Source organism: Salsipaludibacter albus (assembly GCF_019798055.1).
Lineage (GTDB): Bacteria > Actinomycetota > Nitriliruptoria > Nitriliruptorales > Nitriliruptoraceae > Salsipaludibacter > Salsipaludibacter albus.
This window is the reverse complement of the sequence record NZ_JAHOPH010000004.1, coordinates 68,302-94,061: the sequence shown is the minus strand read 5'-3', so window position 1 is coordinate 94,061 and position 25,760 is coordinate 68,302. Positions and strand designations below refer to the sequence as shown.

22 protein-coding genes, 1 tRNA gene and 1 pseudogene are annotated in these 25,760 nt (G+C 70.4%); 14 read left to right on the top strand and 10 right to left on the bottom strand.

Annotation, left to right across the window (positions count from 1 at the left end):
- Positions 1-55: 55 nt before the first annotated feature.
- The 10 genes from KR546_RS04235 (at position 56) to KR546_RS04190 (ending at position 9,233) form a co-directional block, all read left to right on the top strand.
- The gene (locus tag KR546_RS04235; RefSeq protein WP_238443453.1) at positions 56-1,042 is read left to right on the top strand and encodes an ABC transporter permease; all 987 of its coding nucleotides are present in this window, start codon (positions 56-58) and stop codon (positions 1,040-1,042) included.
- Positions 1,035-2,117: an ABC transporter permease gene (locus KR546_RS04230; RefSeq protein ID WP_238443452.1), complete on the top strand. Its 1,083-nt coding sequence runs from the start codon at positions 1,035-1,037 to the stop codon at positions 2,115-2,117. Before KR546_RS04235 ends, KR546_RS04230 begins: the two co-directional genes overlap by 8 nt.
- Complete coding sequence (locus tag KR546_RS04225) at positions 2,118-3,185, top strand: ABC transporter ATP-binding protein (RefSeq protein ID WP_238443451.1); 1,068 nt, start codon at positions 2,118-2,120, stop codon at positions 3,183-3,185.
- Positions 3,186-3,207: 22 nt separating this feature from the next.
- Positions 3,208-4,332 (top strand): ABC transporter ATP-binding protein, encoded by a 1,125-nt coding sequence (locus KR546_RS04220; RefSeq protein ID WP_238443533.1) that lies wholly within the window; start codon positions 3,208-3,210, stop codon positions 4,330-4,332.
- A 59-nt stretch (positions 4,333-4,391) separates the two neighbouring features.
- The gene (gene tpiA, locus KR546_RS04215) at positions 4,392-5,165 is read left to right on the top strand and encodes a triose-phosphate isomerase (protein ID WP_238443450.1); all 774 of its coding nucleotides are present in this window, start codon (positions 4,392-4,394) and stop codon (positions 5,163-5,165) included.
- A gap of 96 nt (positions 5,166-5,261) precedes the next feature.
- Positions 5,262-5,663 (top strand): BlaI/MecI/CopY family transcriptional regulator, encoded by a 402-nt coding sequence (locus KR546_RS04210; RefSeq protein WP_238443449.1) that lies wholly within the window; start codon positions 5,262-5,264, stop codon positions 5,661-5,663.
- Positions 5,663-7,057 (top strand): M56 family metallopeptidase, encoded by a 1,395-nt coding sequence (locus KR546_RS04205; RefSeq protein ID WP_238443448.1) that lies wholly within the window; start codon positions 5,663-5,665, stop codon positions 7,055-7,057. The genes KR546_RS04210 and KR546_RS04205 overlap by 1 nt, the downstream gene beginning before the upstream one ends.
- Positions 7,058-7,148: 91 nt before the next feature.
- A complete protein-coding gene (gene secG / locus KR546_RS04200) occupies positions 7,149-7,370 on the top strand; it encodes a preprotein translocase subunit SecG (RefSeq protein ID WP_238443447.1) in 222 nt (73 codons plus the stop codon).
- Positions 7,371-7,590: 220 nt separating this feature from the next.
- On the top strand, positions 7,591-9,057 hold the full coding sequence (locus KR546_RS04195) for a peptide ABC transporter substrate-binding protein (protein ID WP_238443446.1): 1,467 nt from the start codon (positions 7,591-7,593) through the stop codon (positions 9,055-9,057).
- Positions 9,058-9,149: 92 nt separating this feature from the next.
- Positions 9,150-9,233: transfer RNA gene (locus KR546_RS04190), tRNA-Leu, on the top strand.
- A 117-nt stretch (positions 9,234-9,350) separates the two neighbouring features.
- On the opposite strand, the pseudogene KR546_RS04185 reads toward KR546_RS04190, so the two are convergent.
- The 5 genes and pseudogenes from KR546_RS04185 to vapB all read right to left on the bottom strand — a co-directional run.
- Positions 9,351-9,578 (bottom strand): annotated as a pseudogene (locus KR546_RS04185) (tyrosine-type recombinase/integrase); the annotation flags it as partial.
- A 441-nt stretch (positions 9,579-10,019) separates the two neighbouring features.
- Entirely contained in the window at positions 10,020-10,409 is a 390-nt protein-coding gene (locus tag KR546_RS04180; protein ID WP_238443445.1) for a hypothetical protein, read from the bottom strand.
- A gap of 445 nt (positions 10,410-10,854) precedes the next feature.
- Positions 10,855-11,619, bottom strand: coding sequence for a hypothetical protein (locus KR546_RS04175; protein ID WP_238443444.1), 765 nt, complete (start codon positions 11,617-11,619; stop codon positions 10,855-10,857).
- Positions 11,620-11,694: 75 nt separating this feature from the next.
- Positions 11,695-12,111 carry a PIN domain nuclease gene (locus KR546_RS04170; protein WP_238443443.1) on the bottom strand — a complete coding sequence of 139 codons (417 nt, stop codon included), beginning with the start codon at positions 12,109-12,111 and terminating at the stop codon, positions 11,695-11,697.
- Positions 12,102-12,323 carry a type II toxin-antitoxin system VapB family antitoxin gene (gene vapB / locus KR546_RS04165; protein ID WP_238443442.1) on the bottom strand — a complete coding sequence of 74 codons (222 nt, stop codon included), beginning with the start codon at positions 12,321-12,323 and terminating at the stop codon, positions 12,102-12,104. Before vapB ends, KR546_RS04170 begins: the two co-directional genes overlap by 10 nt.
- Positions 12,324-12,655: 332 nt before the next feature.
- On the opposite strand from vapB, the gene KR546_RS04160 reads away from it, so the two are divergent.
- Positions 12,656-15,571 (top strand): M36 family metallopeptidase, encoded by a 2,916-nt coding sequence (locus tag KR546_RS04160; RefSeq protein ID WP_238443441.1) that lies wholly within the window; start codon positions 12,656-12,658, stop codon positions 15,569-15,571.
- Positions 15,572-15,662: 91 nt separating this feature from the next.
- Here KR546_RS04160 and KR546_RS04155 read toward each other — a convergent pair whose 3' ends face one another.
- Complete coding sequence (locus tag KR546_RS04155) at positions 15,663-16,472, bottom strand: DUF3097 family protein (RefSeq protein ID WP_238443440.1); 810 nt, start codon at positions 16,470-16,472, stop codon at positions 15,663-15,665.
- A 72-nt stretch (positions 16,473-16,544) separates the two neighbouring features.
- Between KR546_RS04155 and mobA the strand changes: the two genes are divergently transcribed.
- Complete coding sequence (gene mobA, locus KR546_RS04150) at positions 16,545-17,207, top strand: molybdenum cofactor guanylyltransferase (protein WP_238443439.1); 663 nt, start codon at positions 16,545-16,547, stop codon at positions 17,205-17,207.
- A 46-nt stretch (positions 17,208-17,253) separates the two neighbouring features.
- Here mobA and pepN read toward each other — a convergent pair whose 3' ends face one another.
- The gene (gene pepN, locus KR546_RS04145) at positions 17,254-19,797 is read right to left on the bottom strand and encodes an aminopeptidase N (protein ID WP_238443438.1); all 2,544 of its coding nucleotides are present in this window, start codon (positions 19,795-19,797) and stop codon (positions 17,254-17,256) included.
- 151 nt (positions 19,798-19,948) lie between these two features.
- Between pepN and KR546_RS04140 the strand changes: the two genes are divergently transcribed.
- The gene (locus KR546_RS04140; protein ID WP_238443437.1) at positions 19,949-21,742 is read left to right on the top strand and encodes an AMP-dependent synthetase/ligase; all 1,794 of its coding nucleotides are present in this window, start codon (positions 19,949-19,951) and stop codon (positions 21,740-21,742) included.
- 30 nt (positions 21,743-21,772) lie between these two features.
- Here KR546_RS04140 and KR546_RS04135 read toward each other — a convergent pair whose 3' ends face one another.
- The 3 genes from KR546_RS04135 to ychF all read right to left on the bottom strand — a co-directional run bounded on the left by KR546_RS04135 (position 21,773) and on the right by ychF (position 24,559).
- Positions 21,773-23,158: an ABC1 kinase family protein gene (locus KR546_RS04135; RefSeq protein WP_238443436.1), complete on the bottom strand. Its 1,386-nt coding sequence runs from the start codon at positions 23,156-23,158 to the stop codon at positions 21,773-21,775.
- 22 nt (positions 23,159-23,180) lie between these two features.
- Positions 23,181-23,369 carry a hypothetical protein gene (locus KR546_RS04130; protein ID WP_238443435.1) on the bottom strand — a complete coding sequence of 63 codons (189 nt, stop codon included), beginning with the start codon at positions 23,367-23,369 and terminating at the stop codon, positions 23,181-23,183.
- A gap of 98 nt (positions 23,370-23,467) precedes the next feature.
- Complete coding sequence (gene ychF, locus KR546_RS04125) at positions 23,468-24,559, bottom strand: redox-regulated ATPase YchF (RefSeq protein WP_238443434.1); 1,092 nt, start codon at positions 24,557-24,559, stop codon at positions 23,468-23,470.
- Between the two features lie 228 nt (positions 24,560-24,787).
- Here ychF and nucS point away from each other — a divergent pair, with 228 nt between their 5' ends.
- The gene (gene nucS / locus KR546_RS04120; RefSeq protein WP_238443433.1) at positions 24,788-25,447 is read left to right on the top strand and encodes an endonuclease NucS; all 660 of its coding nucleotides are present in this window, start codon (positions 24,788-24,790) and stop codon (positions 25,445-25,447) included.
- Positions 25,448-25,760: the final 313 nt, after the last annotated feature.

The window sequence follows — 25,760 nt, the reverse complement described above, 5'->3', positions numbered from 1 at the left end:
CTAGCATGACCCGCAGCCGTCGTGACCCCGGCGCATGTCTCGAGGGGAGTCGTCGATGTTTCGCTACATCATCCGAAGGATCCTGCAGTTCATCCCGGTGTTCTTCGGGGCGACCTTCCTGATCTTCGCCATGGTCTTCGCCATCCCGGGAGACCCCATCCAGGCGCTGGCCGGTGACAAGCCGGTCGATCCGACCACCAAGGCGGTGCTGGAGGATCGCTACAACCTCGAGGATCCCCTGCTGGAGCAGTACGGCAAGTACATCGGGTTGATCCCGCAGGACCCGACGCTCGACCAGGAGATCGCGGGCGAGCCGGGCGACGGCTTCGCCGGGGTCCTGCAGGGCGAGTTCGGGTACTCGCTGAACCGCCGGCCGGTCAGCGACATCATGGCCGACGCCATCCCCAAGACCGCCAAGCTCGCCCTGATGGCGTTCGTGTTCGAGATCGTCCTCGGCATCTCCGCGGGGGTGATCGCGGGCCTCAGACGCGGCTCGTTCGCCGACAACCTCGTCCTCGTGTCCACCCTGGCGGTGATCGCGATCCCCGTGTTCGTGGCGGGCTACGCCGCCCAGCTGATCGTGGGGGTGAGACTTGGCTGGGCCCCGGTCAACGCGGCCCAGGCCACCTTCGGGCAGTTGATCCTGCCCGCGATGGTGCTGGGAGCCACGTCCCTGGCCTACATCGCGCGGCTGACGCGGACCTCGCTGAACGAGAACCTGCGGGCGGACTACGTGAAGACGGCCACGGCCAAGGGCCTGCCCCGCACCCGCGTGATCGGGCGCCACACGTTGCGCAACTCCCTCATCCCCGTCATCACCTACCTGGGCATCGACCTGGGGGCGCTGATGGGTGGGGCGATCATCACCGAGGGCATCTTCAACATCCCCGGCATCGGTCGGACCGTCTTCGAGGGCATCATCCGCTCCGACGGTCCGGTGGTCGTCGGGGTGACGACCTTCCTGGTGGTGATCTTCATGATCTCCAACCTGCTGGTGGACGTGATGTATGCCTGGCTCGACCCGAGGATCCGCTATGAGTGACCACCTCGACACCAAGCACGAGAATCGCGACGAGACCGACGACCCCGCGACCGGCGAGGAAGCGGTCGGTGGCACCGGCGGGCACCGCAAGGTCGAGCACGCCCGGACCGGCGAGCACGGCGAGCTGGTGCGCGACATCGAGCTGGCCGATGCCAGTGGCGCGGAGGAGGTCGGCGGCCCGACCAGCCTGTGGGCCGACGGCTGGCGGGTCCTCAAGCACAAGCCGCTGTTCTGGCTGGCGTTGTTCCTGATCCTGGCGATGGTGGTCATGGCCGTGTTCCCGCAGGCCTACCTGTGGTTCTACAACCCGTTCCCCGACAACCCGGAACAGGCCAAGACCTTCTGCACGCTCAGCAACTCGGTCCAGAGCCCCAATGCCCCCAACGGCGGCCGGCCCTCGTCGACCAACTGGTTCGGCTTCGACATCCAGGGTTGCGATCTCTACGTGCGCACCATCCTCGGTGCGCGGATCTCGATCTTCATCGGCGTGATCGTGACGCTGGCCTCGGTGATCATCGCGCTGGTCTTCGGGACCCTCGCGGGCTACTTCGGTCGCAGCATCGACGCCGTCATCGCACGCATCACCGACATCTGGTTCGCCATCCCGACCATCCTCGGTGGCATCGTGCTGCTGTCGGTGCTGCGGGACCGCGGCATGGTGGAGGTGGCATTCGTGCTGACGTTGTTCGGCTGGCCGTCCATGCTGCGACTGATGCGCTCCCAGGTCATCGCCGGCAAGGAGCAGGACTACGTGACCGCATCGCGGAGCCTGGGCGCCAACGACTTCCGCCTGATGGTGCGCCACATCATCCCCAACGGCATCACCCCGGTGATCGTCTACGCGACGATCTTCATCGGCGTGATCATCTCGGCCGAGGCCGCCCTGTCCTTCCTGGGCGTGGGCGTGGCCCTGCCGAACATCTCGTGGGGCCTGATGATCTCGGGTGCCCAGGACCGGATCCTGCAGATTCCCCAGTTGCTGTTCTTCCCGGGCATGGCGCTGGCCATCACGGTGTTCGGCTTCATGGTGATGGGCGACATGCTGCGTGACGCCTTCGACCCCAAGGGGCGCTGAATGACCACCACCACGTCCGTACCGTCCAAGCTGTCGGCCTCCACGGTCGCCGGCCACGACGTCGACCCCGACGCACCCCTGCTGCAGGTCGAGGACCTGCGGGTCGAGTTCACCATGCCCACCGGCACGGTGGTCGCCAACGACCGGGTGAACTACCAGCTCGACGCCGGCGAGACGCTGGCGATCCTGGGCGAGTCCGGGTCGGGCAAGTCCGTGTCGGCCCAGGCCGTCATGGGCATCATCGACAGCCCGCCCGGCGCGATCACCGGGGGAGCGGTGCGCTACCGCGGGATCGACCTGCTGCAGCTGCCCGAGAAGGATCGCCGCAAGGTCCGTGGTGACCACATCTCGATCATCTTCCAGGACGCCCTCACGGCCCTGAACCCGGTCTACACGGTCGGCTTCCAGATCGCCGAGATGCTGCGCGTGCACCGAGGGACGTCCAAGTCCGAGGCCCGCAAGGTCGCCGTGGACCTCATGGACCGGGTCAAGATCCCGTCGGCCAGGGAGCGCCTGGACGCCTACCCCCACGAGTTCTCGGGCGGGATGCGCCAGCGCGTGATGATCGCGATGTCGTTGGCGCTGGACCCGGCCGTGCTGATCGCCGACGAGCCGACGACGGCGCTGGACGTGACCGTGCAGGCCCAAGTCATGGACCTGCTGGCGGAACTGCAGGCCGAGACCGGCATGGGCCTGATCCTGATCACCCACGACCTCGGCGTCGTGGCCGAGGTCGCCGACCGGGTCGCGGTGATGTACGCCGGCCGGATCGTCGAGACCGGCGAGATCGACGACGTCTACCACACACCGACCCACCCCTACACCATCGGCCTGATGGAGTCGCTGCCCCAGCTGGACGTCAAGGGTGGCCGCCTGCGGCCCATCCCGGGATCGCCCCCGGACCTGACCCGGCGTCCGTCCGGCTGTGCCTTCCACCCCCGGTGCCGGTTCGCCCAGCAGGTGTGCGTGGACAAGGACCCCGAGCTGCGCATCCCGGCAGCGTCGATGGTCGACGACGACCGACTGGCCGCCTGCCACTTCAGCGAGGAGATCGTCGATGCCCAGTGACGCCACCGATGCCGAGCAGCAGATGCAGCCCGCGGAGCAGCAGATGACCGTCGACCGGTCCGGCGACGAGCCGGTGCTGGAGGTGCGCAACCTGGTCAAGCACTTCCCGCTGACCCAGGGCATCGTCTTCAAGCGCACCATCGGCCAGATCCAGGCCGTCGACGACGTGTCCTTCTCGATCCGGCCGGGCGAGACACTCGGGCTGGTCGGCGAGTCCGGGTCGGGCAAGTCCACCGTTGCGCGCACCCTGCTGCGACTGCACGAGCCGACCGGTGGCGAGGCGTTCTTCCAGGGCCAGGACCTGTTCACGATGTCCAACAAGGACATGCGCGCCGCGCGTCGTGACATCCAGATGATCTTCCAGGACCCGTACTCGTCGTTGAACCCGCGCATGACGGTCGGCGACATCATCGCCGAGCCGTGGCGCATCCACACCGGCATCCTGCCCCGCAACGAGCAACGCGACCGGGTCGCCGAACTGCTCGACCTGGTCGGACTCAACCCCGACCACATCAACCGGTTCCCCCACCAGTTCTCCGGTGGCCAGCGCCAGCGCATCGGCGTGGCCCGTGCCCTGGCGGTCAACCCGTCGGTCATCATCGCCGACGAGCCGGTGTCGGCCCTGGACGTGTCGGTCCAGGCCCAGGTGGTCAACCTCCTCGAGGACATCCAGGCAGAGTTCGGGATCGCCTTCCTGTTCATCGCCCACGACCTGTCGGTGGTGCGCCACATCGCCGACCGGGTGGCCGTGATGTACCTCGGCAAGATCATCGAGATCGGGACCGAGGAACAGATCTACGACCGGCCGACCCACCCCTACACCCAGGCCCTGTTGTCGGCGGCCCCGATCGCCGACCCGCGCCGTCGCGCCGCGTCCGAACGGATCCTGCTCCAGGGGGACCTGCCGTCGCCGTCCAACCCGCCCTCGGGCTGTCGGTTCCGGACGCGCTGCTGGCTGTTCAACCAGATGAAGGAGGAGGACGAGGCCACGGGTGGCAACCGCACCGACAAGTGCATCAACGAGCCCCCCGAGCTGGCCGAGCGGGACTACGACCACCCCTCCGCCTGCCACTACCCGCAGGAACGCCACATCATCGAGACCGTCGATCGCGCCGAGGTCACGACTCCCGGTGACGACCTTCCCTGACGAGACGCTCGACCCGCCACGCCACCCGTCATGACACCCCGCCACGAGGATCCGACTCGATGACAGACCGCCACCCGATCATGGCCGGCAACTGGAAGATGCACAAGGACCACCTGGAGGCGACCCAGCTGGTCCAGAAGCTGGCCTACCACCTCCAGCCCGAGGACTACGAGGGCCAGGACGTCGTGGTGTGTCCGCCCTTCGTGTCCCTGCGCAACATCCAGGTGCTCATCGACGCCGAGCGGCTGGACCTGCAGCTGGGCGCGCAGGACTGCCACCCCGAGTCGTCGGGGGCCTTCACCGGCGAGATCTCCGCCCCCATGCTCGCCCGGCTCGACGTCGACTGGGTGATCGTCGGCCACTCGGAGCGGCGCCAGCTGTTCGGGGAGGGCGACGAGCTGGTGGCCGCCAAGGCCGCCGCCGTCCAGGCCGCCGGGATGGGCCCGATCGTGGCGGTCGGCGAGACCCTGGAGGAGCGCCGCGCGGGCGAGGCGGCGGACGTGGTGTCGCGGCAACTGCACGGGTCGCTCGACGGGGTGTCCTTCGCGGACCCGACCCGGGTGGTCGTCGCCTACGAGCCGATCTGGGCGATCGGCACCGGCGAGACCGCCACCCCCGACGATGCCCAGGACATGTGTGCCCACGTGCGGTCGGTGGTCGCCGAGCTCAAGGGCGACGACGTGGCCGCGGCCGTCCGGGTCCAGTACGGGGGCTCGGTCAAGCCCGGCAACGTCCGCGAGCTGATGTCGCAGCCGGACATCGACGGAGCCCTGGTCGGTGGCGCGTCGCTCAACGCCGACGACTTCGCCCTGATCGTGACCCACCGACGCTGATCATCGTGGCGTGATCCGACCCGGGCGGCCCGCGTTCGATCGTGGACGCGCGGCCCGTGGGCGGTAGGCTCGGTGCATCGACCGTGCGGAGTCACCATGGGCAGACGCCAGGATCCCCTCGAGTCCCTGCTGGGGCCCCTCGAACAAGACGTGATGGACGTCGTGTGGTCCCTGAAGGACGCCACCGTCCGTGACGTGCACGAAGAACTCGTCAAGGACCGCAAGATCGCCTACACGACGGTCATGACCACCATGGCCCGGCTCGCGAGCAAGGGCCTGCTCCGTCGTGACACCACCGGCCTCGCGCACCGGTACCGGCCCACCGTCTCCCAGGACACCTACCTGCGTTCCGCGCTCAGCCGGGTGCTGGGGTGGGCGCTGGACCGCTATCCCGAGCCCGCCGCCAGTTACCTGATGGAGGTGGTGGACTCCAGCGACGAACTGGATCTCGACGAACTGCGTGCCGCCGTCGATCGCCGCCGGGCCGAGGAGGCGTAGTGGCGGACGGGGGGTTCCTGCTGGCCCTCCCGGCCCAGTCGGTCGCGATCCGCCTGGTGCTGGGGGCACTGACCGCCTTCGTGGTCGTGCGCTGGGTCCTGCATGCCAACCTTCGCACCGCCCGTGTCCGCGTCGCGTCGGCGCTCGTGCCCGTCGCGGTCCTGGTCGCCCTGCTCGTGGTGTCGCTGGCCGACCCCCGCCTGCCGACCCTGATGGTCCCGGCCGACGGCGCCGGCCAGGTGCTGCTCGGACTGGGCAACGACTACACCTACCTCGTGCCGTTCGCCCTGCCTGCCCTCGCGACCGCCTGGGCCGTGGTGGCCGGGTTCCGGATCTGCCTGCGGCTGGTGCGCACGGCGACCGCCGGACGGCGGGCTCGGGCGCTCGTGGCCGCAGGGCACCTGCCCAGCGACGTCGCCGTCCTCGTGGCACGCATGTCGGCCCAGTTCGGGCTGCGCAGTCCACAGGCGGCGGTCGTGGAGTGTCCCGGCGGGGCGGCCGCCGTCGGGATCCGGCGGCCCGTGCTGCTGCTGGACGAAGCCCTCCTCGCCGAGCTCGACCCGGCCGAGCTGGAAGGCGTGGTCGCCCACGAGCTGGCCCACGTCGCCCGCCGCGACAACCTCATCGCCCTGGCCTTCGGGATCGCGCGGGACCTGACGTTCTTCGTGCCCGGAGGGACCTGGGCGGTGCGCCACCTGCTGGTCGAGCGCGAGCTCGCCGCGGACCAGGCGGCCATCGGCCGGACCCGTCGACCCGGGGCGCTCGCCGGCGGGCTCATGAAGGTGCTGGACGCCGGTTCCGACCGGGTCGAGGCCTGCGCCGCGCTGATGCCCAGCGGCACCCTGGCGACCCGGGTGGCGGTGTTGTGCGACGACGACCCGGCGCCGGGAGTGGCCCGCCACGCGGGCGAGGCGCTGGCCCTGCTCGGCACGTTCGTCCTGTTGGTCGCGATCGCCACGGTCGTGCCCCGTGCGCTCGCCGGCGACGATCCGGAGACGGCACTGGGCCTGTACGTCGCGGGCGCTGGTGAGCAGGCCGTGCCGGGTGCCGAGGGACCCGCGGCACCGACGGCACCGCCGGCGCGTGCGCTGGCCACCTACCACGACTCGGTGGACCAGCCCGCCCAGGCCAACGATGCCGCCCCGGAGCCGACCGGGCGCGCCGAGCTGCTCGACGTGCCCGGCAACCTCAACGGCGGGATGCTGCGTGCCTGCGCCACCGGCGGCGAGTGCGGGATCACCGAGCCCGACAGCTCGACGCTCGAACTGCGTCCCCAACCGGTCCTGGTCGAGGCCGACATCGAGCTGCGCTGGCACGCCCGCCAGATCGCGCACGGTGGCGACTTCCGGGTGTACCAGTTGTCCTCCCTGGACCTCGAGGGCGCGGCGCCCTGAGCCCGACCGGGCCGTCCCGCCGACCGCGAGCACCAGTCGTCGCGGTGCCGGATACCCTGCTCCGACAGTCACCCCACCGAAGGTTCTGCCGATGACGATCGTGCTGATCTCCCTGCACGTCATCTTCTGCCTGTTCATCGTCCTGTTCGTCCTGCTGCACCGTGGCAGTGGCGGCGGGCTCTCCGACATGTTCGGCGGCGGCGGTGGCAGCCTGGGTGGCTCGGCCGTGGTGGAGAAGAACCTCGACCGCGCGACCGTCGTGGCCATCGTGGGCGCGCTCATCACCAGTGTCCTGCTGGTCCAGACGCTGTAGGACCACCTCGAGGACGCCCGTGGGACGACCTCAGGCCCGACGTCCGGTCCTCCTCCTGGTGCTCCTGCTCACGCTGACGGCGTGCACGTGGTCACGTGGCGGCAGCCCGGCATCACCCTCGCCGGTGGCGACGATGCCCGCGACTCCTTCGGTGGGTCCGACTCCTGCCCCGACCAGCATCGCGCCCCGACCCAGCGACGCGCCCCAGTCACGGCTGCGCATGGCGCTTGATCGCGACCCCGCCACCCTGGACCCCGCCGAGGTGCGTGACGAGGCCGGGCGGTACGTCGTGGACGCGCTGTACGACTCGCTGACCGAGATGCCGCCGGACGTGGCCGGGGCGCGCCCGTCGGCGGCCCTGAACTGGACGGTCGGGCCCGACGACCTCGAGTGGACCTTCCTGCTGCGCACCGGTGGCCGCTGGCACGACGGGACCCCGGTCGTCGCCGAGGACTTCGTGCGGGCCTTCCGGCACCTCGCCGAGGCCGATGACCCACCGTTCAACCGGAACCTGGTCGAGCCGCTCCTGGACGACGCGGGCGCGATCGACGTCCGGGCCGAGGACGAGACCACGCTGGTGATCCGCCTGCCGGCGCCGTTCGCCGACCTGCCGGCCCTGGTGTCGGACCCTGCCCTGGCACCACGGCGGGAGGAACCTCCAGATCCCGAGCGGCCGGTCGGCAACGGACCGTTCCGCATGGGCGAGGCGTGGGCGCACAACCAGTTCATCCGGCTGGCCCCGACCGTGGGACACCACGCCGCGGCGACGGTCGACGAGGTGCTGCTGCCCATCTACGCGCAGCTGGGCTCCGAGCAGGTGCAGTACGAGGACTTCCGTGCCGGGGCGCTGGACGTCGCCAGCGTGCCGGTGGACGAGGTGGAGCCGGCCCAGGTGCTGTACGGCCGGTCGCCGGACGGCCACGCCGGCCCGGGGGTGGTCGACGGCGCACGCGCCTCCCTGACCTACCTGGGGTTCGACACGTCCGAGCCGCCCTTCGACGACCCGGACGTGCGTCGCGCGGTGTCGTTGCTGATCGACCGAGACGTGCTGGTGGCGCAGGTCGGCAGCCAGGGCCGCGTCGCGGCCGACGGCATCGTGTCGCCCGGCATCCCCGGGGCGGGCGAGGCCACGTGCGACCACTGTCGGCGTGACCTGGTGGAGGCGCTCGGACTGCTGGAGGCGGTCGAGGCACCGCTGCAGGACTCGATCGTGCTGATCGCCCCCGACGACCCGGCGTCGACCCGTGTCGCGGAGTCGATCGTGACCGCCCTGCGTGGTGCGCTGGACGTGGCGGTGGCGTTTCGGCCCCAGCCGCTCGATCGCTACGCGGAGGCGCTCGCCGAGGGCCAGTTCGACCTGTTCCTCGGCGGCTGGTCCGCGACCCGCCCGACGATGGGCGGGTTCCTCGACCCGATGCTGGACGCGACGGCCAGTCCGCTGGACAACCCCGGCCGCATCGACGACGCGGAGGTGCAGGAGCCGTTGCTCGCGGCACGCACGGCGGTGACGTCCAACGGCCGTCGGGCGGCGTGGGAGGAGGCCGAGCAGGCCGCGCTGGACCTGGCCGTGATCGCGCCGCTGTACCACCCCCTGCTGCGCACCGTCGTGTCCGACGACGTGACCGGATTCGTGCTCGCGCCCGGTCCACGGGTGGACCTCGCGGCCGTGAGCGTGCCGGAGGAGTAGGCGGGTCCCGTGGCCGGAGCACGACGGACGTCGCCGGTTGGCCCGTGCTCGGGCTGGGGGCTACCCTCGCCGTCCGACCAACCGGTCCCCACGCGCGAGTGGCGGAATTGGTAGACGCGCACGGTTGAGGGCCGTGTCCCCGCAAGGGGGTGAAGGTTCAAGTCCTTTCTCGCGCACGACGGTTTCAAAGGCTTCGAAACCCCAGGATCCGCAAGAATCGAACCCCCGGCGTGATGCCGGGGGTTCGTGCATGTCGGACCGGCATGACACGGCCATGACACGACAGGTGCGGTTCAGGCGCCGTAGATGGCGTCGGCGACCCGGTTGGCTGCCGCCTGGTCGTCGTTGTCCAAGGCGTGGGCGTAGATGGCCAGGGTGACGGTGACGCCGGCATGTCCGAGGCGTTTGGACACGACTTCGGGTGACACCCCGGCTCGCAACGCGGCCGTCGCGTAGCTGTGGCGCAGTCCGTGGACACCGATGCTGTCGAGCCCGGCGAGGTGCGCGGCCTCGGTGAAGGCGCCCGATACATGATCCGGTGATGGCCCGGCAACGCTGGCTCATTGGCCACCAGGACCAGCTCGTCGGCGACGAGCGCGGTCTGGATGAACACCACTGGCTCGCCAACGCCCTACAGGATGACGGCGAACCGCCCCCGCGGGTTCTCGACAACGATGTGCTCCACGTCATGGACCAGCCGCTGCGCGTAGGTCGACCATGGGGTCCGCCCCTCGATCGGGCGCCCCGAGCTGAAGGCGTCGGGCCGCCACTCGGTCGGCGACCAGGCCCAAGGAACCGGGTGCCCGTACGAGGCACCGCCCCCCGCCATGGAGATCGGACAGATCTCCGATGGCCCGGCGCTGGTGCCATATCGCCACGAGAGCTGGTCGTGGATGAAGCAAGGCGCTACGACAGGTCGGGCATGGCTTTGCTGGGTGCGCGCCAGTGACAGAGTTCCTCGTTCAGACCTGTCGAGTGACATCGAAGATCCGCGGCGAGTCCCATGTCCACTCCCACTCGAGGTCGACGACCTGGTCGGCGCCGAGTGGCTCTCGAGTGATCCCTCGAAGGCTGTCCTCGCCGAATGAACCTGCCAGGACAACTTCTCCAAGGCCTGCGGCCTCACCCACGATCTGCGCCAGTGCCCGTCGCCCATCCAGCCCCTCGGGCGTCACCCCTTCTCCGTCTTCGCTGATGAACTCACAAGCACACCCTCCGCGAAGGGAAACGACGACCGCGTATCGGGCACCCAACACCTCAGCGACCTCGCTCGTCTTCCGCAGGTCCTCGAGGTGCAGACCCTGGCCCGTCGGAACCGGCGTCTCGGATCCAACGTAGATCTCCAAGCACATCGCATCTCCTGTCGGACGACGGTTGCGTCACCTGTTCGCGCGCCCCACGGGCATCATGCCCTGCCTCTGGCAGATCGGCAGTGCGGCTCCGGCCCCAGGCGTCTCCACCTTGCCGCCGCAGCTCCCTAGTTGTTCGGTCGCCGCCGTGCCCACCACCACACGGCCACAAGACCGAGGACCAGGCCTCCACCCATCGGGCTTGCGATGAGACCGAGGATCGCGGGGGCCAGCGTCGCCGGACCGACGACAACAGCGCCGACGACCAGCCCGACAACGCCCAGGACAAGCACCCAGCCGAACACGACGCGGAGACGACGGCCCAATTCGGGGCAGCCGGGGACGTGCACGTCGGTCCGGCCGCATGCCGGGCACGCTGCGGGGTTTGACACCACTGAGCTCCTTCACCGTGTGAGCCGGGCGCGACGTCAGGGAGTTGACGGTCTGGTCAGCTGTGGCGGTCGGCGACCTTGGCGACCTTCAGGACATGGTTCGGGCCGCACTGGGCCCAGCGGCCTGTCCCAAAATCGACGATCAGTTCATGGGTGTCGAAGATGCGCAGCGGGAGCAGCCCGGCGGCACGGTCCATGCTCGTGACGACACCCTCGTCACCGACCCGGATCGGGTCGTAGGGGTCGGAAGGGTTGTCCAACAGCGACGGCGACACCACGACATCACCCAGGACCGGACAGGCCGGACAGCTCGGGTCGCGCTTGTGGTGGCGCCGACGGTGCCGATCGACGACGTCCGCATCGTGGCCTGCCAGCGTCGGTCCCGTACTCAGCCGTGGGGCCGACGAAGTCCAGGCAGGCAACCGTTCCAGATCAGGGGGTGCCAGCAGGGCGGCAGCTTGAGCCCAGTCACAACCGATCCGGACGACCGGACGGCCGTTGGCCAAGATCTCGAGGCTGGTCGGCGCGGCAACCGCGAACAGCAGATCGAGTCGCTCGTCCAGCGGGTCGTCCAGATCAAGCTCCCCGCAATCCACCGCCTGGACGTGACCCCGGATCCAGCTGCTGGCGTGGGCTCCAACCGCAAGCCCAATGGCGCGCGTGAAGAACGCGACCTCCTGCGCGTCCTGCTCATCATCATCCAGATCGACCCATGACTGGGGAAGTTCGGCCTCCCCGATCATCGGCGCTGCAGTCTCGCCTGCGGGCAACGGTTGGCACCCGAGAGCAGGATGGACGTGGTACCAGCGGCGATCCGTCATGGTCGTTCCGGCTACGACGCCGCGCACGATGCGCTGGTCGACGCGCGACCCTACCGCGACCCGCGTACGGACGCGCTACTCCTCGACAAGGAGCCGTTCGGTTGGTTGTCCGGTCACCTCGGCGATGAGGTCGAAGTCCTTGTCGAGGTGGAGCACGACCAGTCCGGCCAACTCGGCGGTCGCCGCGATCAACAGGTCAGGCACGGACGGCGCGCGATGCTGCCCACGGTCGGCGAGCAGTTGTTGGACCTCGACGGCGCGGTCCTCGATGGCCGGCGTCGCGTACTCGACGGGCATCGAGGCGATCGGCGGTCGCCGCAGACCCGTTCGGAGTTCGTTGGCGGTGCGTGCGCTGTAGCCGACCTCCAGACGCGTGACGGTGCTCACACGGACCAGGCCGCGTTCGATCCGGTCGGCCCACGCCTGCCCGTCGGCTGCGCTGCCGAGACGGACCAGGGCCGACTTGTCGATGAGCCAGTCGGTCACTCCCACGCCCCGCGCATCACCTCGGGATCGGCGAGGTCGGCAAACGTCCGGGCGAACTGGCGCAGGGACTCGACCGTGACGTGCTCGTCGGAGGTCGACGCGACCCGCAGCATCTGGCGGCGCAGGTACTCGGTCCGGGACAGGCCCAGGCGCTGGGCCTGCGCGTCGATGGCAGAGACCACGTCGTCGGGCACATCTCGAATCAACACGTCCGTCATGGGCGACCCCTCCCTCACTGCTATCAGATGATATCGCCGTTGGCTCATCCCGGGTCCGGCAGATGCAGGCCCTGACACCTGCACGGTCACGTCGTCGCCCCGGCCCCGTGCCGGGGCGACGTCGTGTCACGAGTCGTGCGAAGCCGTTGGGGGCGTGGTGGCGCATGGTGGGCAGGCCGGTCGTGGGAACCTGCACGCGGCGGCGAGGGCGTGGCGTGCGCGGGGCGACTGTCGGCGCGGAAGTTGTTCCCAGTGTCGCAGGGGCGGTCTAGAGTTCCGGCTCCCCCGGACACGAGGTCGTCGGCTCTGCGACGACGAAGGATTCCCCCCACATGAGACGTTCCCCCACCCGTATCCATGCGCGCCTGCAGGCGCTCGTGATGCTCGCACTGGCGGCCGTGCTGCTCGCACTCACCGCCCCGATCGGCAACGCTGCTCCCGGTGGCAACGGCCCGAAGGCGGACCCGCCCGGTGACCGTGCCCACGACAAGATCGAGGACCACCGCTCCGGCCGTGCCGCACCTCGCGCACAGCAGCAGCGCAGCGCCCGCTCCCTGGACGCGACCGTCCGGTTCAACGACCTGGGCACGCCGTCGGTCGTCCTGCCCACCACTGCCGAGCCCCTGGCCTCCGGGCTGGGCGACGACCCGGTCGTGGCTGCCGAGGCCTGGGTGGCGGACAACGTCGAGCTCCTCGGGCTGGACGAGGCCGGCGTGGCCGCCCTCGAGGTCATCGCCAGCGTCGACATGGGCCAGGGTGACGTCGTCGTCCTGCGCCAGACGTTCGGCGGTCTGTCCGCCGGCATCGACGGCCAGATCGCCCTGGGCATCCGGGACGGTGCCGTCTGGTACGCAGGCTCGTCCCTGTCACGCGACTCCGGCGCGCCCGCCCCCGCCACGCTGACGCCCGAGGAGGCCCAGGCCATCGCCGCTGCCGACGCCGGCCTGCCCACCAGCGCCGTGCTCCGCAGCACCCTCGTGGCCGTCCCGACGGCCGACGGCGCGGTCGCCGCGTACCGCGTCGAGGTCCTGGCGGACGCCGACGAGGAGCCGATCGCCTTCGGCACCTACGTCGACGCCCGTGACGGCACCGTCCTGGTGCGCGAGGACCTGGTCGACCACGACGCCGACAACCCGACCTGGGAGGTGTTCCCGAGCTGGCCCTCCACGGACTACTCCTCGGACGACACCCGGGTCACCTGGTGCTGGGAGGCCACGGACGGCTGCGACGAGGACGTGGCAACGTCGGCCTCGCCACTGCCCTGGGACGTCGACCCGGTCACCGGCGAGTCGACGCTGACCACGAACGGCAACAACGCCATCGCGGTCCACAACTGGTTCACCAACAACGCCTTCTCGGTCGGCACCGAGACCGCCACCCCGGCCCCGGACCGCAACTACGACTACCCCTTCACCAACCAGTGGTACGAGGAGGGGTGCAACCTGTCGACCTTCGAGTCGGCGGAGCGCAACGACATCGACGCGGCGCGGGCCAACCTGTTCGCGATGCACAACCGGATGCACGACTGGAGCTACCACCTCGGGTTCACCGAGGCGACCTGGAACATGCAGCGTGCCAACTTCACCGAGTTCGGTGCCGGTGGTGACCCCGAGCAGGGCAACGCCCAGGCCGGTGGCATCAGCGGGTCGCGCGACAACGCCAACCAGATCACCTTCGGTGACGGCATCGCGCCCATCACCAACATGTACCTGTGGCAGCCGATCGCCGGTGCGTTCTACGCCCCCTGCGTCGACGGTGACTACGACATGTCGATCATCGGCCACGAGTACGGCCACGCGATCACCAACCGGATGGTGGCCGGCCCGAGCGCCGGGGTCAGCACGCCGCAGGGCATGAGCGAGAGCTGGTCCGACCAGATCGCCATGGAGATCGTCAACGAGCACGGCTACGCCCCCGAAGGGCTGCAGGCCTACACCATCGGCGAGTACGCCACCGGTGACGACATGGCCGGCATCCGCAACTACAACATGAGCGACAGCCCGCTGAACTACTCGACGGTCGACTACGACTTCGTCGGGTTGCAGGTGCACGCCTCCGGCGAGGTCTGGACGGCCACGAACTTCGACATCCGCGAGGCGATGATCGCCCGGCACGGTGCCGGCGACGACGCCCTGCAGACGTCGTGTGCCAACGGCGAGACCCCGGTCGAGGACTGCCCCGGCAACCGCATGTGGGCACAGCTGATGTTCGACTCGTTCCTGCTCCTGCCGGGCAGCCAGGTCAGCATGGTCGACGCGCGCGACGCGATGTTGGCCGCGGACCTGGTCCGCTTCGGTGGGGCCAACCAGGACCTGCTGTGGAACGCCTTCGCGCGACGCGGACTCGGTGCGTCCGCGGCCAGCAACGGCTCCAACGACGCCGACCCGACCCCGTCGTTCGCCTCACCGGCGACGAACGACGCCACGATCACGTTCCGCCCGGTCGGCGAGGACGAGACCCTCGTCCCCGGCGCCCGACTGTTCGTGGGCGACTACCAGGCGCGTGGCGTGGCCATCGCCGACACCGATGCCATGACCGAGGTCACCGACCAGTTCGCGCTGACCCCGGGCACCTACGAGTTCGTGGCCGTGGCCCCGGGTCGTGGGCACGTGCGGGTCGGGCCCCTCACGGTCACGGCCGGCCAGCAGCGTGACCTGCCGGTGCGCATGCGGATCAACCTCGCCTCGGCGACCTCCGGCGCGACCGCGACCGGTGACGGCATCAACCTCGCCCGCCTGATCGACGACGACGAGGCCACCAACTGGGCCTCGCGCAACGAGGTGGTGGCCGGACGCCAGGTCACCGTCGACCTCGCCGGCGGCATCCAGCAGGTCCGCCGGGTGCAGGTCAGCGCGATGCTGCGACCGGGTATCAACGGTGACCCCGACAACGGTGGCCAGAACCGGTTCTCGGCCCTGCGCCAGTTCCGGGTGCTGTCCTGCCTCGCGCAGGGGTCGGTCGACTGCAGCGAGGACGGCCAGTTCACGGAGGTGTTCACCAGCCCCACCGACGCCTTCCCGTCGACGCAGCCGCGGCCGCGTGCGCCGGACCTGATCGTGCGGTCCTTCGACATCCCGAGGACCCGTGCCACCCACCTGCGTTTCGAGGTGGTCACCAACCAGTGCACCGGCGCGCCCGACTACGCCGGTGAGCAGGACCAGGACCCGCGCAGTGACACCGACTGTTCGACGGCCAGCGGCGAGGCGTTCAACGTCCGCGCCGCCGAGTTCCAGGCCTTCGCCCAGTAGGACTGCCGGACCGACGATCGACCACCGGGCGCGACGACCACGTCGCGCCCGGTGGCGTCGGGGTCCGTCCCGGTCGGCCGGGCAGCACGCGTCAGGCGTCGCCGGGCGGCACCGTGGTGAAGTCGATGAGCTGCTCGACCGCGCCGACGAGCCGTCGGTCGAGGTCGGTCCACCGCGTCACGTGGGCCAACAGGTGCTGCCAGAAGGCGCCCGGGTGGTCGTGGCCCAGGCGCTGGGCCAGCCCGGTCTTGAAGTCCTCGTCGCGCGGGACCTCCGGCCACGCGCGCAGTCCCAGGACCGTGGGCTTCACGGCTGTCCAGACGTCCACGAACGGGTGTCCCGTCACCAGGACGTGGGGATCGTCCACGGCGGCCGCCAACCGCTGTTCCTTCGACCCCGTGACCACGTGGTCGAGCAGGATCCCGAGACGCCGGTCGCGGGTGGGGGCGAAGGCTCGGACCCGTTCCGGCAGGTCGTCGGCCCCGTGGAGCGGTTCGACCACGACGCCCTCGTGGCGCAGGTCGTCGCCCCACACCTTCTCGACCAGCTCGGCGTCGTGACGGCCCTCGACCCAGATCCGCGACGCCCGCGCGACCCGCGCCGGTCGGTTCGCCACGGCGACCGACCCGGACGCCGTGGTGCCCGGTGCCGTGGACCGGGACCGGGTCGGGAGCTCCAGCCGGACGACCTGCTCGTCGACCACGACGGCGGTGTCCAGCCCGAAGGTGCGGGCGCGTCCACGCCGGTCCGTCAGCGTGAAGGTGGTCGCCGTGGCGGCCGTGACCTGGCCCGCGAACCCGTCGCCGAGCACCTCGACCAGCATCCCGCGCGCAAGCGTCCGGCGTGGTGTCGGGCCGGGACGCGCGGGACGCAGGGGCTCGGTGCCGTCGGGCAGGGGCATGGGTCGTCACCGGTCGGTGCGGATGCGGGGCCCGGAACGTAGCGTGCTCGGCACACCCGTCCCGGGACGACGATGACGAGCTCCGACGACCCCAGCGACCTCGATCCGCTCGACGTCGTCGTGCTGGCCGGTGGTCGCGCACGCCGGCTCGGGAGGGACAAGTCGACGGTCGTCGTCGGTGGGGTCCGCCAGGTCGACCGGGTGGTCCGGCTGCTCGCGCCCCTGGGAGGCGTGGTGGTCCTGGCCGCGGGACCGGCCGCCGCCGACCGGGAACCATCCCGGACCGATGGCGTGGTCGTCGTCGCCGACAGCCCCGGGTCGTCCGGACCACTGGGCGGGATCGTGGCGGGCCTGGACGTGGCCACGACCCCGCTGGTGGCCATCGTCGCCGTCGACCTGGTGCACCCGTCGGTCACCCTGCTCCGCGCACTCGCGCGCGAGGTGCGGCGCACCGGGGGAGTGGGTGTGGTGCCCGTGGTCGACGGGCGCTGGCAGCACCTCCACGCCGTGGTACGACGCGATCTCGGTCCCGTGCTCGCCCGTGCGGGCACCGGCGCCGTCGGCGCTGCCCTCGCCGACGCCGGCGTGGTGGGGGTCGAGGAGGATCGGTGGCGGGCCTGGGCACCCGACGCCCGACCCGAGGTCGACATCGACACCCCCGACGACCTCGGGCGTGCCCGTCGGTCCGTCCGCGGGACCGCCGGGACCGAGCGGGGCGACGACGGCGCCACGTGACCCTTCGTCCACCCCGGTGCACCGAGGACGGTGACCTCCCGCAGGGTCAGGCCGTGGTCTTGCCGTCCAGGCGCCGCGCCGCGAGGGTCCGCCGCAGGCCGTCGAGCTCTTCGTCCAGGACGCGACGGATCGGCCCGGGCAGGTCCGGTCGATCCCGGTGGCGCCGCGTGGTCGTGGCCAGGGCGTCGGAGGCAGCGGCGTGGGGGAACATCCCCTTGGCGAACTCGATCGCCCACTCGGTGGACCGATCGCGCCACACCAGGTCCAGCGCCGTGAAGTAGTCGTCGACCCAGGCACCCACCAACTCGGGCTGCACGTCCTGTTGGAAGCCACGCCACACCTGCCGGCCCATGGTGAGGCTGAGCGTGTCGTCGTCGACCAGGCGGGCCCAGGCGGCCTCCTTTGCGGTGGGGTCGGGGCGGGCGGCACGCGCCGTGGCGGCGTTGCGGACGGCGAAGTCCGAGTGGTCGCGGGCCACCTCGGCGTCGATGTCGTCCTCGTCGAGGACACCCTCGCGGGCCAGGGCCACGACGATGCGCCACCGCAGGTCCTGGTCCAGCTCGAGACCGTCCCGGGGTGACGTGTCGTCCAGGAGCCCGGACAGGACCGCATGGTGGTCGGCCCTGCATGCGGTCGCCGCGAGATGGCGGACCCAGGCGAGCTGGTGCTGCGACCCCGACGTGGTGCGGGACAGGCGATCGACGGCGTGGTCGGCGAGCCGGGCGCGCAGGTCGTCGCGATGGTCCGGGTCGGCGTAGGCCTCGGCGGCCACGACCGACCGCGCCAACAGGGTCGTCAGCAGCCCGATGGCGTCCTCGTGGTCGGCGTTGTCGACCACCATGGCGACCCAGTCGGTCGCGGACAGCTCGGCGTCACGCACCATGTCCCAGGCGGCAGACCACACCAGTGCACGGGGCATCGGCTCCGCGAACCGGTGCACGTCGCTGATGACTGCCTCGAGGGTCCGGTCGTCCAGCCGGACCTTGGTGTAGGTGAGGTCGTCGTCGTTGAGCAGGACCAGCCGCCCGGCGTCGACCCCGACCAGGTCGTCGACGTCGGTGCTGGGCCCGGTCACGTCGACCTCGACGCGGTGGGTGCGCACGAGGCCCCGGTCGCCGTCGTCGTAGACCCCGATGGCCATGCGGTGGGGTCGCAGGGTGGGATGGGCGTCCGGGGCGTGCTGGTGGACCCGGAAGCGGGTGAACCGACCATCTGCATCGACGTCGGCGTCCAGGGACATCGTGTTGACGCCGGTCGTGGTCAGCCACGCGTCGCGCCACGGACCCAGGTCGCGCCCGGACGACCGTTCGAGGGCGATGAGGAAGTCGGCCAGCTCGGCGTTGCCCCAGGCGTGGGCGGTGAAGTAGTCACGGACTCCGGCCAGGAACGCGTCCTGGCCGACCCAGGCCACCAGCTGGCGCAGTACCGAGGCGCCCTTGGCGTAGGTGATCCCGTCGAAGTTCTGGTGCACGGACTCGATGTCGACCATGTCGGCCGCGATCGGGTGCGTCGACGGCAGCTGGTCCTGGCGCTTGGCCCATGCCTTCTCGGCGTCCAGGAAGGTCGTCCACGCGTGGGTGAAGCGGGTCGCCTCGACCTGGGAGAGCACGGCCGCGAAGCTGGCGAAGGACTCGTTGAGCCACAGGTCGTCCCACCAGCGCATCGTCACGAGGTCGCCGAACCACATGTGGGCCATCTCGTGGAGCAGGGTCTCGGCCCGGCGCTCACGCTGGGCGTCGGTCACCGGACCCCGGAACAGGTAGTTCTCGCTGATGGTCACGCAGCCGGGATTCTCCATCGCGCCGGCGGAGAACTCCGGCACGAACAACTGGTCGTAGGTGCGGAACGGGTAGTGGATGCCGAAGTTGTCGTTGAACCAGGCGAACCCGGCCCGGGTCAGGTCGAACAGTTCGTCGGCGTCGAGGTGCTCGGCGAGCGACCGCCGCACGTACAGCCCGAGCGGGATCTCGTGCTCGTCGTCGTGCACGGACACGTACTCGCCGGCCACCACCGCGGTGACGTACGGCGACAGGGGTCCGGTCGGCACGAAGCGCCACGTGCCTGCCACGCCCTCCGCAGGTCGCTTCTCCACGGCACCGTTGGACACCACGACCCAGTCGGCCGGGGCGTCCACGGCCAGCCGGAACGGCGCCTTGAGGTCGGGCTGGTCGAAGCAGGCGTAGACGAGGTGGGCGTCGAAGGGCTCGAACTGGCTGTGGAGGTAGACGCGGTCGTCGTCGGGGTCCCGGAAGTGGTGCAACCCCCGACCCTCGTGGGTGTAACGCATGGTGGCCCGGACCGTGACCTCGTTGTCGGCGGCCAGGTCGTCCAGCCGGATGCGGGTGGGCCCGACCACGTCGTCGAGGTCCAGTTCGCGACCGTTGCAGACCACCTCGTGCACGGTGTCGGCCGTGCAGTCGAGGAAGGTCGACCCGCCGGGCGAGGCACGGAAGGTCAGCGTCGTGGTCGAACCGAAGACCTCGTCCCCGCCGGACAGGTCGAGGTGGACGTCGAGGCTGACGTCGTCGACCACGGTCGCCCGTTCGCGGGCCTCGGCACGGGTCAGGTTCTCGTGCACGGCAGCGGACACGATGGATCTCCTGGGGGATCGGGGGAGGGGCAACGCCCACGAACGGGCGCCGCCGGACGCCCATGCACGGTATCCGGGTTCGGGACGGCCGGGATCTGGCCGATTGGTAGGCTGCAGGCTCCCGTCGCTCTCGGCTCGGAGGCCACCCCGCATGCAGGAGTACACCCGCCCCGGCGAGGTCGTCGTCGACCCGTCACACAACGCCGCCACGGCCTTGTTCAACCACGCGATCACCCACCCCGAGCGACCCTGCCTGGGCCACCGGGTCGGTGACCGCTTCGTCCACCTCAGCACGCGCGAGACCGTCACCGAGGTCGTGGCGATCGCCAAGGGACTCATCGCCTTCGGGATCGAGCCCGGTGACCGGGTCGCGGTCCTGTCGCCGACGCGCCTCGAGTGGACCCTCATCGACTACGCGATCTGGGCCGCCGGTGGCGTGACCGTCCCGATCTACGAGACGTCGTCCGCCGACCAGGTGCAGTGGGTCCTGGAGGACTCCGGCGCGCGCGTGGTCATCAGCGCCGATGAGGAACTCGACGCGCGGGTCGGCGAGATCGTCGACCGGACCGCGGTCGAGGCGCGCTACATCATCGACAAGGGCGGCCTCGACGAGCTCGAGGCCAGTGGCGGCGACGTCGACGACGCCACCGTGGAGGAGCGACGCACCGGCAGGACCGGCACCGACCTCGCGACCCTGGTCTACACGTCCGGGACGACCGGCCGGCCCAAGGGCTGCGAGATCACGCACGGCAACTTCGTCTGGGACGTCACCCAGGTGCTGGCCGTGGCCACCTACCTGCAGCCGGGCACGTCGTCGCTGCTGTTCCTGCCACTGGCGCACATCCTCGCCCGGGTGATCCAGGCCGCCACGATCACGGCGGGCGTCCGGCTGGACTTCTCGACCGGCATCGCCAACCTCGTCGAGGAGCTGGGCATCGCGAAGCCCAACTTCCTGCTGGCCGTGCCACGCGTGTTCGAGAAGGTCTACAACGGTGCGCAGCAGCGTGCCCATGGCGACGGCAAGGGGCGGATCTTCGACCGCGCCGCACAGGTCGCCATCGACTACTCCAAGCAGCTGGACGACGGTGGTGTCGGCCTGTCGACCAGGATCCAGCACGCGATCTTCGACCGGCTGGTCTACAGCAAGCTGCGTGCCGCGGTCGGGGGCAACGTCACCCACGCGATCTCCGGGGGTGCCGCGCTCGGTGACCGCCTCGGCCACTTCTTCCGTGGCATCGGGATCACCATCTTCGAGGGCTACGGCCTGACCGAGACCACGGCCGCCGCCTGCGCCAACGACGAGCAGGACTTCCGGGTGGGCACGGTGGGCAAGCCGCTGCCCGGCTCCACGATCCGCATCGACACCGACGGCGAGATCCTCATCAAGGGCGGCCACGTGTTCCAGGGCTACTGGAACAACGAGGAGGCGACCTCCGAGGCCCTCGACGCCGACGGGTACTTCCACACCGGCGACCTCGGCCGGCTCGACGACGGCTTCCTGCGCATCACCGGGCGCAAGAAGGAGATCCTGGTGACCGCCGGTGGCAAGAACGTTGCCCCCGCCGTGCTCGAGGACGCCATCCGAAGCCACCACCTGGTGAGCCAGGTCATGGTCGTGGGCGACGGCGAGCCCTTCATCGCCGCGCTGGTCACGCTCGACGTCGAGGCGCTGCCGGCGTGGTGCGAGGCCAACGGCAAGCCCACCGACGTCGAGACGCTCCGCGACGACGACGACCTGCGTGCCGAGATCCAGTCCGCCGTGGACAACGCCAACCGGGCGGTCTCCAAGGCCGAGTCGGTGCGCACCTTCCGGATCCTGCCCGAGGACTTCGAGGTCGGTCGCGAGCTGTCCCAGAAGCAGTCGGTCAAGCGCCACGTCGTGTCCGAGAAGTACGCCGACGTCATCGACGACATCTACGCCGGCACGAAGACCTCCGGCATGTAGGAGCCTGCGCTCGCGCCGGTGTGCCGGACGTCAACCTCGCCCGGATGCCTGCTTGCGCGCCCACCAGACGTGGTCGAGTTCGCCCAGTGGCGTGGCCGGGCCGGCGTCCTCGACGTACTCGGCGTGGATTGCGCGCCAGTCGTTGCTCGCGTCCAGGCGACCCAGGACCGAGTTCAGGCCGAGGTGGATCCGGGTCAGCAACAGGTAGTCCGACGGCAGGTTGAGCCGGCGGAGCACCCCGTAGTAGGGCGACCGGGGATCCGAGGTCGTCGCCAGCACCTCGGTCGCGAACTCGCGCGTGAACGTGAACGGCTGGTCGGCGATGATCGGGCGGGTGTAGAGCCGGAACCACTCCCACAGGCGGTCCTCGTCGACGTCGGCGCGGGGGAGGAGGAACCGGGTCTCGCGCATCGCCTCGAGGAAGCCCTCGCGGTCGTCGCGCGCCACGGCGTCGTCGACCAGTCGCATGGTGACGTAGCGCTCGCGGGTGAACATCTTGACACTGCCGTAGTCGACGAAGGCGACCCGGCCGTCGTCGGTCACGAGGTAGTTGCCCGGGTGGGGGTCGCCGTTGAACAGCCGGAAGCGCGCGATCGACCCGAAGGCGTAGCGGAAGATGATCTCGCCGACGCGTTGGCGCAGTTCCTCGTCGTCGGACGTCGCGACGTCGTCGAAGCGTCGTCCGTGGATGCGCTCGGACACCAGGACGCGGTTGCGACACAGGTCGCCGACCACGTCGGGCACGACGATGAACGGGTGGTCGGCGTACCGGTCGGCGAAGGCACGCTGGTACTGCGCCTCGCGCTGGTAGTCCAGCTCGTCGTTGACCCGCTCACGCAGCTCGTCGAGCAGTGGCTCGATCTCCTGGTTGGGGGACAGCACTCGGGCCAGCGGGGCGAACATCTCCGCGTTGGACAGGTCGGAGCGGACCGCCTCCGCCACCCCGGGGTACTGGACCTTGACGACGACCTCGGAGCCGTCCTCCAGGGTCGCCGCGTGCACCTGGCCGATCGATGCCGCGGCCAGCGGCGTGCGGTCCCAGGTCGCGAAGACCTCCTCGGGGCGTTGGCCGAAGTCCTCCTTGAACACCTCCTCGATGGCCTCGACGTCCATCGGCGGCGCCGCGTCACGCAGCTCCGCGAGGGCCTCGTGGTAGATGTCGCGGACGTCGTCGGGCACGTCCAGGTCGACGAAGCTCAGCAGCTGGCCGACCTTCATGGCCGCGCCCTTCATCTCGCCGAGCACGTCGGCCAGCGCCTCGGCGTTGCGGACGTGGGCCTCGGTCTCGTCGACCTCCTGGCCCAGCCACCCTCGGACGCGCGAGTTGGCCACCCCCGAGACACTGCGGACCCCGGTCCGCGCCAGTCGGCTCCCACGACCGATCCGGCCACCCAGGCCGCGGCGTCGCGCCGCCATCAGGATCCTCCCTCGGGCTCGATCACTCGGCCATGTCGGCGAGTGGGTTCCCGTCGGCTCGCGCCTTGGCGAGGCGGTCGGCGAGGTCGCCGCGGCGGGTCTCCGACAGGCAGTCGCATCCGACCTCGTGGTCGACGTAGTGCTTGACCTCGAGCCGGTGCGTCGGGCAGGCCGCGACCTCCAGCCGGGTGATGGGTTCGGTGCGTGGCATGGGGGTCCTCGTCAGACGTTGAAGCGGAAATGGATGCCTGCCCTCGCAGGCTCGGGCAGGTTGCAGAACTCGCTGCGCTCCTTCTGCATGGCGCCCTCCTAGACGTTGAACCGGAAGTGGACGACATCGCCATCCCGGAGTTGGTAGTCCTTGCCCTCGGAGCGGAGGCGTCCGGCGTCACGTGCGGCGGACTCGGATCCGAGCTGGTCGAAGTCGGCGAAGCTGATGACCTCGGCCCGGATGAAGCCGCGCTCGATGTCGGAGTGGATCTCGCGGGCAGCCCGCGGTGCGGGGGTGCCGGCGCGGATCGTCCAGGCCCGTGACTCCTTGGGTCCGGTCGTGAAGAAGGTCTGGAGTCCGAGCAGCTCGTAGGCGGCGGCGATCAGCCGCTGGAGGCCCGACTGCTCGAGGCCCATCGAGTCGAGGTACTCCGCCCGCTCGTCGTCACCGAGCTCGGCCAGCTCCGCCTCGACCTGGGCCGAGATCACCACGACCTCGGCGTCCTGGTCGGCAGCGATGGCCCGGATCTCGCCCACCTGGTCGTTGCCGTCGGGCAGGTCGTCCTCGGCGACGTTGGCGGCGTACAGCACCGGCTTGTCGGTCAGCAGCGACAGCTCGCGTCGGAGCTCGTCGGCCGACCCGAAGTCGAAGGTGCGGCCCGGCAACCCCTCGCCGAGGTGGTCGACCAGCCGGTCCACGACGTCGGCGGCGGCGATGATGTTGCGGTCGCCGGACTTGCGGGATCGGGTCAGCCGGTCGGCGCGCTTCTCCGCCGTGTCGAGGTCCTTGAGCACCAGCTCGGTGTCGATGATCTCGATGTCGCGGGCCGGATCGACCGATCCGGACACGTGCACGACGTCGGGGTCGTGGAAGGCCCGGACCACGTGGCAGATGGCGTCGACCTCGCGGATGTGGGCAAGGAACTGGTTGCCCAGGCCCTCGCCCTTGCTCGCCCCCGCGACCAGGCCGGCGATGTCGACGAACTCGATGCTGGTCGGGATCGACTTCGCCGAGTCCGACAGGTCGGTCAGGCGTGCCAGGCGCGCATCGGGCACCGGCACGACCCCCACGTTCGGGTCGATGGTGCAGAACGGGAAGTTCGCCGCCTCTGCGCCCGCCTGGGACACGGCGTTGAACACCGTGGACTTGCCGACGTTGGGCAGTCCGACCAGTCCGACCTTCAACGACACGGTGCAGCTCCCTGGGGGTGGTTCCGGGCACCGGGTCGTGCGCGATGGCACCACCCGGTCTCGACGATCGCTCCCCGCGACCGGTGGGTCGTTCATGCGGCCGGACCGGCGGCGAGGGACAGCCCCGAGCGTACCGATGCACCCACCCGGCTCCGCGACGCCGGGGGCGGCACCGACGTCGTCGGTGGCGGCGGGGGAGCACGTCCGTGGGGCGATAGGGTGCCGGCCATGCGTGTCGTGATCGCCAGGTGCTCGGCCACCTACGAGGGACGCCTGTCGTCGACCCTGGCGTCGGGCGTGCGGATGATCATGGTCAAGGCGGACGGGTGCGTCGCCCTCCATGCCGACATCGGGGCCTACAAACCGCTGAACTGGATGAACGCCCCGAACACGCTGGTCGAGGACGGCGACGTCTGGACGGTCACCAACCCCGGTGGCGAGGTCCTGACCATCCACCTCGAGCAGGTGCTCGAGACCTTCGACGTGGCCCTGGACGTCGAACGGGGCCTGACCCTCGACGGGGTCGAGAAGGACCTGCAGGAGCTGCTGGCGGACCATCCCCACCACGTCGAGGAGGGGCTGGAGCTGGTGCGGCGCGAGTTCCCGACCGACCTCGGCCCGGTCGACCTGCTGTGCCGTGATCCGCAGGGTGGCGCCGTGGCCGTCGAGGTCAAGCGCATCGGCGAGATCGACGGTGTGGAGCAGCTCACCCGCTACCTCGAACGGCTCGACCGCGATCCCTTGCTGGCCCCCGTGCGCGGGATCCTGGTCGCGACGATCGTCAAGCCCCAGGCCCGGGTGCTGGCGACCGCACGTGGCATCGGGTGGTGCGAGGTCGACCTCGCCTCCCTGCGCGCCGAGGACGACATCCACCTGCGGCTGTTCTGAATCTGCATCCGCTCGAGACGGCTGGGCCGGCGGCGGTGTGGGTGGACCGGGCGATGGCCACGGGCGGCGGCGACCACGGATGCTCCTCGATCGGATGGGACCGTTCCTGCAGACAGCGCAGGAATGTCCCCCGGGCGGGTCGGGGCTGAGTCGGGCATCCGCGCCGGATTGCGGTGTCGGGGTGGGCCGATCGGGGTGCGGGGTGGCTCTCGCCTAGGCTGGCGAGTCGAACCAACCACCGGGCGCGTGCCCGGCGCCACCGGAGGTCGTCCTGGTCGATCGTCGCCGCTCGGCCATCAGCCACGAGCAACGC